Source organism: Massiliimicrobium timonense (genome assembly GCF_042850985.1).
GTDB lineage: Bacteria > Bacillota_I > Bacilli_A > Erysipelotrichales > Coprobacillaceae > Allocoprobacillus.
On the sequence record NZ_AP031415.1, the window covers coordinates 1,181,158 to 1,195,380 of the forward strand.

19 protein-coding genes are annotated in these 14,223 nt (G+C 30.7%); 7 read left to right on the plus strand and 12 right to left on the minus strand.

Annotation, left to right across the window (positions count from 1 at the left end):
- Position 1: 1 nt before the first annotated feature.
- Both ACGHJ8_RS06140 and ACGHJ8_RS06145 read left to right on the plus strand, forming a co-directional pair.
- Positions 2-325 carry a hypothetical protein gene (locus tag ACGHJ8_RS06140; protein WP_087357346.1) on the plus strand — a complete coding sequence of 108 codons (324 nt, stop codon included), beginning with the start codon at positions 2-4 and terminating at the stop codon, positions 323-325.
- 267 nt (positions 326-592) lie between these two features.
- Positions 593-1,057, plus strand: a complete 465-nt coding sequence (locus tag ACGHJ8_RS06145) for a GNAT family N-acetyltransferase (RefSeq protein WP_087357345.1) — start codon at positions 593-595, stop codon at positions 1,055-1,057.
- Between the two features lie 41 nt (positions 1,058-1,098).
- Here the strand turns inward: ACGHJ8_RS06145 and ACGHJ8_RS06150 are convergent, their stop codons facing one another.
- Genes ACGHJ8_RS06150 through ACGHJ8_RS06160 form a run of 3 tightly spaced genes read right to left on the minus strand, consistent with a single transcriptional unit; the run spans position 1,099 to position 3,139 of the window.
- The gene (locus ACGHJ8_RS06150; RefSeq protein WP_087357344.1) at positions 1,099-2,016 is read right to left on the minus strand and encodes a hypothetical protein; all 918 of its coding nucleotides are present in this window, start codon (positions 2,014-2,016) and stop codon (positions 1,099-1,101) included.
- The gene (locus ACGHJ8_RS06155) at positions 2,013-2,981 is read right to left on the minus strand and encodes an alpha/beta hydrolase (RefSeq protein WP_087357426.1); all 969 of its coding nucleotides are present in this window, start codon (positions 2,979-2,981) and stop codon (positions 2,013-2,015) included. The genes ACGHJ8_RS06150 and ACGHJ8_RS06155 overlap by 4 nt, the downstream gene beginning before the upstream one ends.
- A gap of 23 nt (positions 2,982-3,004) precedes the next feature.
- Complete coding sequence (locus ACGHJ8_RS06160; protein ID WP_255374748.1) at positions 3,005-3,139, minus strand: hypothetical protein; 135 nt, start codon at positions 3,137-3,139, stop codon at positions 3,005-3,007.
- Positions 3,140-3,296: 157 nt separating this feature from the next.
- Here ACGHJ8_RS06160 and ACGHJ8_RS06165 point away from each other — a divergent pair, with 157 nt between their 5' ends.
- Positions 3,297-3,803, plus strand: a complete 507-nt coding sequence (locus ACGHJ8_RS06165; RefSeq protein WP_158093978.1) for a TetR/AcrR family transcriptional regulator — start codon at positions 3,297-3,299, stop codon at positions 3,801-3,803.
- A 42-nt stretch (positions 3,804-3,845) separates the two neighbouring features.
- Here the strand turns inward: ACGHJ8_RS06165 and ACGHJ8_RS06170 are convergent, their stop codons facing one another.
- Positions 3,846-4,175 carry a helix-turn-helix domain-containing protein gene (locus tag ACGHJ8_RS06170; RefSeq protein WP_087357343.1) on the minus strand — a complete coding sequence of 110 codons (330 nt, stop codon included), beginning with the start codon at positions 4,173-4,175 and terminating at the stop codon, positions 3,846-3,848.
- Positions 4,176-4,378: 203 nt separating this feature from the next.
- On the opposite strand from ACGHJ8_RS06170, the gene ACGHJ8_RS06175 reads away from it, so the two are divergent.
- Positions 4,379-4,993, plus strand: coding sequence for a family 16 glycoside hydrolase (locus tag ACGHJ8_RS06175; RefSeq protein WP_204209640.1), 615 nt, complete (start codon positions 4,379-4,381; stop codon positions 4,991-4,993).
- Positions 4,994-5,024: 31 nt separating this feature from the next.
- Here ACGHJ8_RS06175 and ACGHJ8_RS06180 read toward each other — a convergent pair whose 3' ends face one another.
- Positions 5,025-5,855 carry a histidinol-phosphatase HisJ family protein gene (locus tag ACGHJ8_RS06180; protein WP_087357424.1) on the minus strand — a complete coding sequence of 277 codons (831 nt, stop codon included), beginning with the start codon at positions 5,853-5,855 and terminating at the stop codon, positions 5,025-5,027.
- A gap of 195 nt (positions 5,856-6,050) precedes the next feature.
- Between ACGHJ8_RS06180 and ACGHJ8_RS06185 the strand changes: the two genes are divergently transcribed.
- Positions 6,051-6,491, plus strand: coding sequence for a hypothetical protein (locus tag ACGHJ8_RS06185; protein ID WP_087359287.1), 441 nt, complete (start codon positions 6,051-6,053; stop codon positions 6,489-6,491).
- 10 nt (positions 6,492-6,501) lie between these two features.
- Positions 6,502-7,215 carry an SDR family NAD(P)-dependent oxidoreductase gene (locus tag ACGHJ8_RS06190; RefSeq protein ID WP_087359289.1) on the plus strand — a complete coding sequence of 238 codons (714 nt, stop codon included), beginning with the start codon at positions 6,502-6,504 and terminating at the stop codon, positions 7,213-7,215.
- 26 nt (positions 7,216-7,241) lie between these two features.
- On the opposite strand, the gene ACGHJ8_RS06195 is transcribed toward ACGHJ8_RS06190, so the two are convergent.
- Positions 7,242-7,376: a hypothetical protein gene (locus tag ACGHJ8_RS06195; protein ID WP_283092217.1), complete on the minus strand. Its 135-nt coding sequence runs from the start codon at positions 7,374-7,376 to the stop codon at positions 7,242-7,244.
- A gap of 941 nt (positions 7,377-8,317) precedes the next feature.
- Positions 8,318-8,665: a transposase gene (locus ACGHJ8_RS06200; protein WP_087359291.1), complete on the minus strand. Its 348-nt coding sequence runs from the start codon at positions 8,663-8,665 to the stop codon at positions 8,318-8,320.
- A 293-nt stretch (positions 8,666-8,958) separates the two neighbouring features.
- Between ACGHJ8_RS06200 and ACGHJ8_RS06205 the strand changes: the two genes are divergently transcribed.
- The gene (locus ACGHJ8_RS06205) at positions 8,959-9,960 is read left to right on the plus strand and encodes a DUF362 domain-containing protein (protein ID WP_211964806.1); all 1,002 of its coding nucleotides are present in this window, start codon (positions 8,959-8,961) and stop codon (positions 9,958-9,960) included.
- Positions 9,961-9,987: 27 nt separating this feature from the next.
- On the opposite strand, the gene ACGHJ8_RS06210 is transcribed toward ACGHJ8_RS06205, so the two are convergent.
- The 5 genes from ACGHJ8_RS06210 to ACGHJ8_RS06230 form a co-directional block, all read right to left on the minus strand.
- A complete protein-coding gene (locus ACGHJ8_RS06210) occupies positions 9,988-10,761 on the minus strand; it encodes a Cof-type HAD-IIB family hydrolase (protein WP_211964805.1) in 774 nt (257 codons plus the stop codon).
- 63 nt (positions 10,762-10,824) lie between these two features.
- A complete protein-coding gene (locus tag ACGHJ8_RS06215; protein ID WP_211964804.1) occupies positions 10,825-11,334 on the minus strand; it encodes a pyridoxamine 5'-phosphate oxidase family protein in 510 nt (169 codons plus the stop codon).
- A gap of 66 nt (positions 11,335-11,400) precedes the next feature.
- Positions 11,401-12,834 carry a 6-phospho-beta-glucosidase gene (locus ACGHJ8_RS06220; protein ID WP_390542249.1) on the minus strand — a complete coding sequence of 478 codons (1,434 nt, stop codon included), beginning with the start codon at positions 12,832-12,834 and terminating at the stop codon, positions 11,401-11,403.
- Between the two features lie 11 nt (positions 12,835-12,845).
- Positions 12,846-13,085, minus strand: a complete 240-nt coding sequence (locus tag ACGHJ8_RS06225) for a SemiSWEET transporter (protein WP_087358867.1) — start codon at positions 13,083-13,085, stop codon at positions 12,846-12,848.
- Positions 13,086-13,243: 158 nt separating this feature from the next.
- Complete coding sequence (locus ACGHJ8_RS06230; RefSeq protein ID WP_211964802.1) at positions 13,244-14,086, minus strand: MurR/RpiR family transcriptional regulator; 843 nt, start codon at positions 14,084-14,086, stop codon at positions 13,244-13,246.
- Between the last annotated feature and the right edge of the window lie 137 nt (positions 14,087-14,223).

The window sequence follows — 14,223 nt, forward strand, 5'->3', positions numbered from 1 at the left end:
AATGCAAGTGCCTCAATTTCAAGACATAGAATTTGATGCTTATTTGACATATAATAGATCTTATTATTTTTCAAAAGAGAAAACAATATTTTCAAATCCACTAAAGAAATATGATGTTGATATCATTTTAAAAAATGCGAAGAAGATGAATAGACCTGTTTCATTTGCTACACAAAATAGATTGGCTGCCAATGGAACAGATCAGGATTTAAGTGAATATTATGGCTTTAGTGATATAGATGTTGTTATAAATGATGATGTTGTAAAAAATGATGACATTTTTTCAGATGATGATGGGGGATTATTGAGAAGATTATGGTTATAAAATGAATTGCTGTCCAAGATCGTAATCAACATAATCAACCTGTCTATGCCTATAGCATTTGTAAAATCTTTGTTTTGTGTCATTTGTTAAGTGGTCAGTTTATAGATAATATTGAAACAACGGAAATACAATATTTTGATAGAGATGATTTACCATCATCTTTAAGCTCATGAAAAAACAACAAAAGAACAGATTGAAATGTGTTTTCAAGCATTTCATGATTCCAATTGGCAGACACAATTTGATTAATAAAGAAAGGACATAAAAATGGGTATTATAGAAGTTAAACAACGAGATGAAAGATTAACACAAGATTTATTGAAGGTATGGGAAAGTTCTGTAAGAGCAACACATTTATTTTTATCCAATGATGAGATTAATCAAATTAAACAATATGTCCCAGAAGCATTAAAAAATATTTCTATATTACTTGTATCTCAAAAAGAAGATAAAACACCAACAGGTTTTATGGGGATTGCTGATCATATGCTGGAAATGTTATTTATTGGTGATGAGTATAGAGGACAAGGAATGGGTAAAGAGTTACTACAATATGGGATTGATCATTATGCAGTTAATAAACTTGCAGTAAATGAGCAAAATCCACTAGCCAAAGGTTTTTATGAACATATGGGATTTGAAGTTTATAAACGTACAGAGTTAGATGAACAGGGAGAACCTTATCCTTTATTATATATGCAAAGAATTGAAAAAGAGATTTCTAAAACATAGTTTGTATGTTATAAAAGAAATCTCTTTTTCTAATCAATAAGTTATTCATTCATTTGAACATCTTGATATAAATTATTATGATATATTTCAGCATTGTCATCTAAAAAGGCATGACTAGCATAAATATCATCTTGTAATTGCCACATCAACCATGCTGTCACATATCCATCTGTTGAATATAACATTCCTCCATGATCAGTATCTTTTCTTCGCATCATCACTTTTGATGAAGGAACTTTATTATACATTTCTATCATGGCTTCTAAAGGAATGACAGCTTTGGTTTCAAAATCACCTTTTGTTCCTGCAATCATGAATAGGGGAATAGAAATTTGGGTGAGATCATAGGACCATCCAAAATCATGAGCCATTTTTTCATGGGTAGGTGATAAAGTAACGGCTGTTTTATAAATATTTTGATGTTTTGTATGAGATACAGCAGTTAATACACCTGCACCACCTTGAGAATGACCTGTTATGCCAATGTGTTTGAAATCAATATGATGGTAGAGAATATGATTTTGATCATCATTGATTTTTATTAAGTAGTCAATTGTTTCATCAGCTGATAAACCAAATCCGGTGCTTGGATCATCATTGCCAATGACAATAAATCCCCATGAGGCCAAATGCTGAAATAAAGCAGGATATTTTTTAGGTAAAATACCTGTCCCATTTAATATAACCACAACAGGATATTGTTTTTGTGTCTTTTCTAACTCTTGAGGATAATAGATATGAAAATATTTTGTAAGTTCAGTTCCTTTTTCTTTTTGATATGTGACATGATTGGGACCGAATTGAAGATATTTAGCTTCTATTAAGCCACCTGTTTTAATAATCCTTGTATAATGAGTTGGAACAGATGGAATTGTGGATATGAATAAAAGTAAGCCACCAACAAGCAATATCAAAATCAAAAGAATTATAGCTATTATTTTTATTATATTTTTCATCATTTATTTGTTGACTCCTTTACAGGCATATATTTTTCTAAATAGGCTTCTACTGTTTGCATATATTGATGATAGATTTTATTGTCATTTTGCAAGCCATGTCCAGAGTGTTCAGCTACAAAATATTGATAATCAACATGATGCTTTTGATAGGCTTTTAATAAACGTTGGGAACCTTTAAAGGGTTGAACTTTATCATATTTTCCATAAGCAACAATACTTGGCACAGTCTCATCGTTAATCCACATGAGAGCTGATATATGTTTGACTTTTTCAAGGTAGGTCTGATCTTGAATCATTTCAGATGTAATCTGTGTTCCAGACATAACACTGAATAACTCTGCTGCTCCTTGTCTGGCTTTATCTGTATTTTGATTAAAGCCATAATTATCCCAATCTTCAACATAAAAGCTAGATGGACCTACAGCACCAAAGAGTAACTGAACGGGTATAGGGGATGTTTTGGCATCACGATAGGCATAAATCATCGCAAGAGTATGTCCTGCTGATCCTCCGGCAATGGCCATTTTGTCAATAGAATAACCATATTGTTTGGCTTGTTCAATAATGTGAGGAATAGCGTCTTTGATTTCTAGAGATTGTGTATAGACATTGGCATCAGGATTGTCTTCATTAAAAAGTGTATAATTAATCCCAACAGCAACATATCCTTTGGAACAAAGCCATGATAATATATCTTTATCTCCTGATTTGTCTCCAGAGGTAAACCCTCCAGCATGGAGATAAACAACCAATCCATAATGTTTTTTTGTCTGATCATGAGGTAAATACATATCAAATCGGTTTGATTCTTTTTCGCCATAAGATAAATCAGTATACAATGTTCCAACTTCTGGTGTCATTTTCACTTCATAATTTTTGGCCCATGAAGGTTTTAACACAACTTTTGAACCTATTCCTAGTAAAAAACAAACGACAAATGTCATTATGCATATAAATATAAACATTTTGCGGCCTCCCTTTTTTAAACTCATAAAAAGTTTCCTCCAAATAATGTACCACCTAAAAGTAAGTTTAAAATAGTTCTCAATGCTAATCTTCCTAATACAAAAGCCATAATAGCAATAATCAAAAGAATCATTATACGTGTTTTTGTTAAAGTCATATGTTCTCCTTTCGTTTCTATCTTGACAAGATCGTTTGTATTTTGTTAAAATTCTGATGAAACATATGTATCATCGGATGAAACAAGTGTATCATGGTTGGTTGGCTTATTCAAGTTATTTAAAAAAATGATACGAAAAGGAGGATTGTGTTACATCATGGATAATGATGAAAGAAATCAATATGTCAAAGTGGCAATGACAAAAGCATTATTAGAACTTTTAAATACAAAAAATTTAAAGGATATAAAGATTAGTGAAATTACTGAAAAAGCTCAAGTTGGGAGAGTTTCTTTTTATCGTAACTATAAAGATAAAGAAGATATTTTAAAACAATATCTTGACAAAATTATCAAAGAATGGAAACTTCAAGATCAGATGCCCTTTGAATTGATTATGAAAACTTTATTTGAACATTTGGTAGCTTATAAAGATTTTTATATTTTACTTTATCAAAAAGATTTATTTTATTTATTTAGAAATACTTTAAAAAAATTAATGATTCAAGATAATCAATTATCTAATCCAGAAGCCTATGCAGTCGCTTATATGACTTATGGCATTTATGGCTGGATTAAAGAGTGGATTGCACGAGGCATGCAAGAAAGTCCGGATGATATTTATGCTTTTATGGAAGCACAAAAAACAGATAAATCTCATATATAAAAGGAAAGTTCTTATGTTATTTTCAACATTTGAACTTTCCTTTTATTCTTGCAAAGTTTCTTTATAATATGTTCCCCATTGTCCCATAATATCAATAATAGGACGAAGCGATTCACCTATTTCACTTAAACTATATTCAACTCTTGGTGGTACTTCAGGATAAGCCGTTCTAATGACGATACCATCTTCTACCATGGATTTAAGCGTAGCAGTTAAAACTTTTTGAGAAATTCCATCTAATGATCTCCTTAGTTCATTATAACGTTTTTTTTCAGTCATCAAATCTCTTAAAATGAGTAGTTTCCACTTACTTCCTATAAGTTGAACAGTTGTCGCAACAGGACATTCAGGTAAATTTTCTTTTTTGATCATTTCAAACACTCCTTATAGTCAATTTTTATGATATATGCCAAAAGTTATGTATATAAGAATTATATGATATAAGCATATCATGATGCAAATCATAAAATCAATTTTTTTTATAATTCCTACTTTTTGGTAACTATAGCACAAAAAAGTGCCTACTTACAAATTTATCAAATTTGGAGTATATTATGATAGAGGAGAGAAGAACAATGGAAAAACAAATGGATTTAAATAAAAAGTCTTTTATACCTGTTCATACAAATATTGAAAATGTAGAACTTGATGGTGAAAAAGTATTAAGAGTTATCAAAGTTGAAAAAATCATGGAATTTGATGAAAATACTTATGCAAAATTAAAAGATTTTTCATTTCACAATGGAACAATCGAAGTGAAAATGTTAAGTCGTCTATTACCTGATGCACCAGATTTCGCAAGAGGATTTATAGGTATTGCTTATCGTATTACAGATGATGACAAGCAATTTGAGTCATTTTATGTACGACCAACAAATGGTAAACAATGTCAAGATCCTATGAGAAAAACGCATGGATGTCAGTATTTTTCATATCCAAAATATACTTTTGAATATTTTAGAAATCATCAGATTACACAATATGAAGCACCTGCTGATATTGATTTGAATGAATGGATTCAATTAAAAGCAGTTATTGAAGATGAACATGCTTCATTTTATATCAATGATAAGCTGATTCTTGTTGTAGAAGATATGAAACATGGGAAAGATTTGAAAGGTTCAGTTGGATTTTTTGTAGATATTGGAACAGAAGCCTTCTTTAAAGATTTAAAAATTGATATCAAATAGTTATTTGAAAAGCTAACCCTGGGGTTAGCTTTTAAAGTTCATGAAATATAGGTTGCATCTTATCAAAAGTACAATAATGTTGAAATCCTAATTTTTTAAGTTCTTCTTTGGCTTCTTCAATATAAGCACCGAGATGATCGGGTTGATGTGAATCACTACCGATTGTAATGATTTGACCACCCAATTCCTTATAAAGTTTTAAAATATCTCGAGAAGGTGTCATATCTTTTAAGCCATAACGATGATATGAAGTATTGATTTCAATGCCTTTACCATCTTTGATAACAATCTCTAAAATGTCTTTGACAATATCTTGAATATAAGCAAAATCAATAACACCATTTAAATCATAACGTGTAATCAAATCCATGTGTCCTAAAACACTATAATCTTTATATGTTTTTACAACCTCAAGCATTTCCTGATAATAGCGCATATTATATTCAAGCTGTGTTTTGCCTTTTTGAAAATCCTGTGTCCAAAATTCTTGATCTTCTACCTGATGAATAGAAAGAATAATAAAATCAAAAGGATATTCATGAAATAATTTTTGATATTTTTCAATTGTATGTGTCTGAATACCAAATTCCAGTCCCATTTTCAATGTGATTTGATTTTTATATTTTTCTTTTAATTCAGCAATTTCTTTAGCGTATTCATGATAATTGACATTCGCAAAACACATACCATCTCTGGTTTGAAAAGCTCTGGGATCATCCCAATCATATTTAATTCCATAATCAACATGATCAGTAAAACATATTTCAGATAACCCTTTCTTTATCCCATCTTTAACAACATCTTCCATAAGATATGTACTATCATCACTATAATCAGTATGTACATGGTAATCACAAAGCATAATATTCCCCCCCCTTTACATATAGTTTAACAAAAAAATATAAAGTTAAAAATGATTTTCTTTATATATTTGTAAATTTCATTTACAAATGGTGAAACAAACAAAGACATTTTTTTAAATGAACTTTGAAACTCTTCAACAGATATTTTTTCTTTTTATGATTTTTGTTAGAGTATGGTTGCAGGAGGGAAATCTATGGAAAGTATCAAAAGTATAAGACATGTCCGTTTATGGCAAATCTATCAAAATAGTTATTTAAGTTATTTTTTGATGTATAACTTTTATTATTTATCTTGGGCATTATTTAGTGCCTTAATTTCTGTTTATTTAATGAATATGGGATTTAGAGCGAGTGATGTTTCACTTGTTGTATCTGCTTCATTTTTAACTTCATTAATAACACAGCCTATAATTGGAAAATGGAATGATCAATATGATATGAAGGTTGTCAATACCATATTATTTGTGATTGCTATTATTGGAGCTATTCTTTTTCAAGTTATCGCTGGATATTTGATAGATTTTTATTCTTGTGATATATTTTATTTGATTTTAGTTTTATTATCTATCGCTGGAATGGTGATTTGTCTTTTCTATCGTATTCCAAGTGGTCGAGATCAGCGTTTATTTGATTAGGAGGATGTTTATGAAATTTCAAGATAAAGTTGTTGTTGTGACAGGTGGTGCAAAAGGCATTGGAAAATGTATTGGTGAAATGTTTCAAAAAGAAGGCGCTCATGTCTGTGTAATTGATGTTGAGGAAAATGATTACTTTCAAGGTGATCTAGCAAACCAGCATACTTTAGAACAGTTTCATCAAAAAGTTATTCAGGATTATGGACATATTGATTATATGATTCATAATGCGAAACCTCTTTTTAAAGGGGTTGATGAGTGTAGTTATGATGAATTTCAATATGCTATGTCAGTAGGTGTGACAGCTCCATTTTATTTAACACAGTTATTTAAAGATGATTTTAAAGAAGGAGGATGTATAGTAAATATTTCTTCTTCACGTGATCGTATGAGTCAGCCTCAAAGTGAAAGCTATAGTGCAGCTAAAGGAGGTATACGTGCTTTAACACATAGTTTGGCTATTTCTTTAGCAGGAAAAGTGAGAGTCAATTCTATTTCACCAGGTTGGATTCAAACTGAATCAGATCCAACGATTTATCAAGGAAGTGATATGACACAACATCCTGTCAAGCGTATTGGTAAAGTAGAAGATATAGGACATATGGTTTTGTTTTTATGTAGTGATGAAGCAAGTTTTATAACAGGTGAAAATATTTGTATTGATGGTGGTATGACAAAACTAATGATTTATCATGGTGAACATGGTTGGCAATATCATAAATAAAAAACAGGCTAGAAATCAGCCTGTTTTTAAAATTCATCTACTTTGATAATATCAATTGTAGAAAAACGTCCTTTTTCAATCATCTGTGAAACACGTTTTTTTCTTTGAATATTTTGATCATAATGAAGTGTAAAAATATAATAGGAAGAGCATTGTTCCAAATATTAATGATGACAAGAATAAAGCGGTTATGTAGATTAATATTTATGGCAGTATAAACTCACTTATCTTAAAAAGAAAAATAGTGATTTTTTAAATATACGACATATTATGTGCAAATTCCTGTATAACCAAAGCGTTGTTACTAATCATAAATCATAAATAGAAGATGTTTTGAGGATTGTTTGAATAAATTATCAGCTTTACAAGGAATAACATATTCTCTATAGTGTCAAGGGTATTAAGATATATTGATTCGTTGTATAATGATGTGACAACCTTATCAAGCATGTCATATTATCCAATACATATTCAAATTACAGATTTATTTATAGCTTGTTACAGTGCAAAAGATGTATGGAAAAAAGTAAATTCATGTATTGGATGTGGACAATATGAAAGTGTTTGTCCACAACTATAGAATTTATTCTCTTATTAAAAAATAATTTTGATTGACTATCAGGCTCAGGGTGAAAAATACGATTCAGATAATTCCAAAATTCTGGATAATTTTTCTGAATCTATAGGAAATGATTTTGTAATGTATTTTGGAATCTTTTCCATTATATGTGTACCTGTATATCTATGATTGAAGCGCCACTCCTGTTCATGCAGAAAAAGTGGCAACGAACTTTTTGTAACACTCTGATATATCCCAGCAATATTATTCTTGATATTTCCCGCAATGATATTTAGCCATTTGAGTCTGTGTTCTGTTTCGCTGTATGCTATTTTCTCGGATCTTAATGTCAATTCCTTTGATGAATCAGAAATATTGTTTTTTTCATCTATATTCAATACCCTTTTAGATTATACTTTTGCTCTCATATGAAAGAACTTATGAATAAAGTTTTTATTGTCTACCGGAATGACTGAAAGCTTGATATATTTGGGATATTCATTTTCCTTGTCTGTTGATACTATCATGGATACTGACTGCTGTTCAGTAGCCATCCCTAGACTTTTCATTTGTTTTGGCACCAATATAAATGGTATTTGCTTCATAGTACATGCTATCCAGTATCTTTTCACTGTTTGATAATGTCATGAGAATACGACATTTTCTGCATAGCTTGAGTGCTGTCTTGTAGATGATATCCAATTGTGAAGTCATTTTTATTGCTGAATAGCCTTTGTTTGCAGAAAAGAATAAATATAAACCCAAGATGAGATTGAAAAGTGGCAGCTTGTTATCTTGAAAGATAGTCCCGGCAAAAAGATAATGCTGATGAACACACTTGACACATTCAAAAACATTTCTGTTTTCTAATATTGAAGTAATTGCTAACATAGCTTTAGGATTATGACTATATTTATTGATGATTTACATCATAGAATTTTTTGTTTACGTTTATTTACAGACATTATGATTACCTCATAAGCTATTATATTAAAGACGAGAAAACAAAGATGCAATGCAACCAAGATTTAACTACGTTTTTTTGTGCTAAAATCATTTTTAAAATTTTTAAATGATTTTATTAACTCTGCAACAAGTAGTCAAAAAGTAATAAAAAATAAGAATAAAACTTGATTTAAAGTTGACTTGAAGGTTTATAATATTCTTAGAAAGGGGGCTTACTTATGGCAAGTCAAAAACCAGTTCCAGGAACAAATGGAAATCATTATGTGGCTTATGGTGAACGTACAGGAAAGGAATCTATTGTTTATTTTACAAGAGATCTTTCAGCAGAAGGATTATCTAAAATTTATCAACGTATTCAAGGACATTTTAAAGAAAAGGTAGCTATTAAATTGCATACTGGAGAACAACATGGTCCTAATATTATTCCTCGACCATGGGTAGAAAAACTTGTGAAAGAACAATTACCAGAGGCAACGATTGTCGAAACAAATACTTATTATGAGGGAGATCGTTATACAACGGATCAGCATCTTAAAACTTTGGAAGTCAATGGTTGGACGTTTTGTCCAGTAGATATTATGGATGCCAATGGCACAATTGATTTACCAGTCAAAGATGGCAAATGGTTTGATCATATGACAATGGGAAAAACACTTGTTGATTATGATTCAATGCTTGTTTTGACACATTTCAAAGGTCATTCTAAGGGAGGATTCGGTGGTTCCAATAAAAATATAGGTATTGGTTGTGCTGATGGACGCATTGGGAAAAAGATGATTCATACAACACCAGGTTCTGATGATATGTGGGATATTTCTAATGAGGAATTTATGGAACGTATGACAGAGTCTGCTAAAGCAGTTGTGGATTATTTTGGGGAACATATTGTTTATATCAATGTGATGCGTAATATGTCTGTTTCTTGTGATTGTGAAGGAACAGCAGCTGCACCAGTTGTGACACCCAATATCGGTATTTTAGCTTCACTTGATATTTTAGCGATTGATCAGGCATCTGTTGATTTGGTTTATGCTTTAAAAGAAGATCAACATCATGATTTGGTAGAAAGAATAGAATCACGACATGGTTTACGTCAGTTATCTTATATGAAAGAATTGCATATGGGAAATGATTTGTATCAGCTTATAGATATTGATCATGATGATCAATGCATTTCTTTAGAAGAAGCTGTTAAAGATGTTGTTCCATTTACAAAATAAAGGTTCAAGGACATTCCTTGAGCCTTTTTACAAAAGTTGAAAATGTTTAAGACCATCTAAAATTCCATCTTCATTTACACTTTGACAAATATATCTGCCATGTTTTTTGACTTCTTCACTTCCATTGCCCATCACAATTGGATAACCAACAATATCTAGCATTTCTATATCGTTATGACCATCACCAAAAGCCATCATTTCTTCCTTTTGGAAACCTAAATAATGTTGTAAGGCTTGAATTGCTGCTGCTTTGCCTCCTTTTTGAGGAACAATGTCATAAGCATAATCATGCCATCTTGTGACTTTGATATGTTTTGTATTTTGTATGATCTCTTGGATTTCTTTTTCATCGACATATGGGTCAATTTGATAAATATTGTTGATATTGATATCTTGGCAAATAGGGGGAATCATTGTAGAAATGGATGCTTGAGCATCTTTGACTCTTTGATTGACATGATTGATATACATGCGATTATTTTCAATAAATAAACAAGGATAATGTTTTTCTTTAACAACTTTCACGATTTCCTGCACATCCTGTGCGTCTATTTTTTGGTCGTAGATAACTTGATCATGAACAAGGCAATATCCACCATTTAATAATAAATAACCATCAAATTCAAATTGTTGATTGATTTTTAATTCTTCCAGTTCGAGCATATGTCTACCAGAGGCAATAAAGAGCTGAATCCCTTGATTCCTTAATTGTTGTAATCCCTGAATCACGTTTTCTTGAACCAAAGGTTTTTGTTTGGAAATCAAAGTTCCATCTATATCAAAAAAGATTGCTTTTATCATTATATCTTCACTCCTTTTATAAAAAGCCTATAGATTAACGATAAGCATCTATAGGCAATATATTTACTCTAATGTGACATGTTTTTTTGTCTTTTCTTCTGGATGAATATTATTTCTTCTTTTCCCAATCATATCTAAGACTTTTAATCTAAAGACTGTTGTTGCTTTCATCATATTTGTATTGAATTGAAAATCTTCGTGATGATAATGTTTCATTAAAATCTTTAAAGCTTCATATTTATCATCTTCATCTACAAACTCAATTTCTCCATGTCCAATGACACTGGCATAACCCATTGTACAAGACATTCTTTCATCATAAAGAATGATATTGTGTTCACAATCCATTTCAAAAGTTGCCTTATTATTTTGTCTGATTAAATCTAGCTTTGTCCCTTGATTGGCACTATGAAAATAAAGATATAACTGTCCATCTTCAATATTCACACCAAAATTCAATGGAACAATATAAGGATATTCCTGATCAAAGAAAGCCAAACGACATGTATCACATTTATTCATAATATCCATAATATCATGAAAATCTGTAATTTCTCTATCTTTTCTTCTCATTGCATTAACCTCACTTTTCTTTTATCTCTAGTATACAGGATATAATTATATGATTCAATCGGGATATTATAATTCTTCACCATGAGAAGCAATCACTTTCTTATACCAGTCATAAGAATCTTTTTTGCTTCTTTCTAACGTTCCATGTCCTTCATTATCTCTATCGACATAGATAAATCCATAACGCTTCTTCATTTCTCCTGTTGTAAATGATACACAGTCAATACATCCCCATGGTGTATATCCCATTAAATCAACACCATCTTCTTCAACTGCTTTCTTCATCTCCTGAATATGGGCTCTTAAATAATCAATGCGATATGGATCATGACAGCTTCCATCCGCTTCTTTAACGTCGATTGCGCCAAATCCATTTTCTACAATAAATAATGGTTTTTCATATCTTTCATAGAAAATATTCAAAGCATATCTTAACCCTTCTGGATCAATTGCCCATCCCCAGTCAGATACTTTGATATATGGGTTTTCTACACTGTATTCACTTGAACCATCAGTTGCAGTAGAAACATCTTTATGTGCTGTAGAATCAACAGTATTTGTCATATAATAACTAAATCCAATATAATCCACTGTTCCTTCTGACAAGATTTTTTTATCTTCTTCTGTTATATCAATATCAAATCCTTTTCTTTCAAACATCTTCAATGCATATGCTGGATAATGTCCTCTCACTTGTACATCACAGAAGAACCAGCGATCATGCATCATTTGTGTTGATAATACCATATCAGCAGGACGACAAGAATATGGATAAATAGGAACCATTGCTATCATATTTCCAATATGAAAATCAGGATTAATGGCTTTACCAGCTTTGACAGCTAATGCACTGGCTACAAGAGTATGATGTCCACAGATATACATTGCTTCTTCTGGATTGTCATAATCCCCAAAATGAACTCCACTGTTTGTCCATCCAAAGATATCATTCTTGTAATTCATCTGATTATTGATTTCATTGAAAGTCATCCAGTATTTCACTTTGTCTTTATATCTTTCAAAGCAGACTTTTGCAAACTTCACAAAGAAATCAATAGTCTTTCTGTTCATGAATCCACCATATTCTTTAGCTAAATGATAGGGTATTTCAAAATGAGATAATGTAATAACTGGTTCAATACCATATTTTAATAATTCATCAAACACATCATCATAGAACTGTAATCCTTCTTCATTGGGTTCATCTTCATCACCTAATGGGAAGATTCGTGTCCAGGCAATAGATGTTCTAAAACATTTAAATCCCATTTCTTTAAACAATGCAATGTCTTCTTTATAACGATGATAAAAATCAATGGCTTCATGATTTGGATAAAATTCATTTTCATCAATGACAGGTGTAATCTTTCTTGGACTGGCATGGCTACCTACAGTCATAATATCTGATACATTGATACCTTTGCCACCATCACGCCATCCACCTTCAACTTGATGGGCGGCAACTGCACCGCCCCATAAAAAATCCTTTTTTAAAGTCATTTTGTTTCCTCCTATTTATATATGATTTTATAAGTTAAGATGATAGAAGCAAATACAAAGGTAATCGTATTAGCTCCAATTAAGTTATAATCCTGAATATTCCATCCATGAATAATCCATAGAAAAACACCAAACACAAACATCGTATACATGCCTAAAGAAATACTTGATGTATCTTTTGTTTTGATAACTTGATAAGCCTGTGGTAAAAATGATAATGTTGTAAGTATGGCAGCAATGGTTCCAATCATCAATAATCCCCCTTTCTTGATAAGTCATCTTAAACTTTTAACATGATTATCATAGCGTATTTTTTGAGTATGACAAGGCTTTGAAAGTGTTATGCAATGATGTTACAAAAATAATGTAAAAAAGCATATTTGTCAGTTGCATTGCAACAAAAAAGCAGTCAACGACTGCCATCTTTACGCTCATATAATGTTCCATAGAGTTGATCAAGTTCTTTTGCTTGTTGGAGGTTTTCTGAAATCATAATACTATAAATTAAATCAAAAATATATTTTAAAGAAATATAGAAAACCATATCTTTAAGATTTTCAAATTCATCATGAATGACACCGTATAATATTAGAGCTTGTTTTTTTGCTAGAGCATTCTCTTTGTGACTTGTAATAATAATCAAGGGGATTTTTCTTTTGATAAGAATATCAGAAATCTTTAAAAGATGTTGATCTTTTCCATTTTTACTAACCATAATAACAGTATGATTTATATCGACATTTAAACCTAACCATAATTGTTTATCTCTATTTTGATAAACAGTTGTGATTTTACCTATACTTAATAATAAATGACTTATATATTCACTAATACAGGCATTGGTATCATTGGCAATAATATCAATATAAGAATTTTGTAAAAGCAATGACATGACTTTTTGAAGATTTTCTATTGATATGAAATCTTTTGTCTGATTAATGATTCCTGTTTCAATTTGGGCTAATTTATCTTTAATGGATTGAAAATTTTCGTGGGAAAGAATTTCCATCTCTTTTAAATAATACTGGCTTAAAAATGATTCCAGATGAATTTTAAAATCATTATAGTTATCGAAACCAAGTTTTTTAATACATCTGATGACAGCTGTAGCACTTGTAAATGTTTTTTTAGCGAGTTGATGAGTAGATAAATGAATAACTTCATCACTATGATCAATGATGTATTGAATCAAGTAGAGATCATTATCATTGAGTTTATAATCGTGTGCTATACGCTCTATTATTGTCTTCATGAAAGTCACCTCTCATTTATTATACTTAATTATTATACTTAATTTTCTTCAATGCGTCACGATAAATTCTCAAAGGAATTTTTTCAAAAATGGGAAATGAATATATTTTTGAATGAAGATGTGTTATGATAAAGATA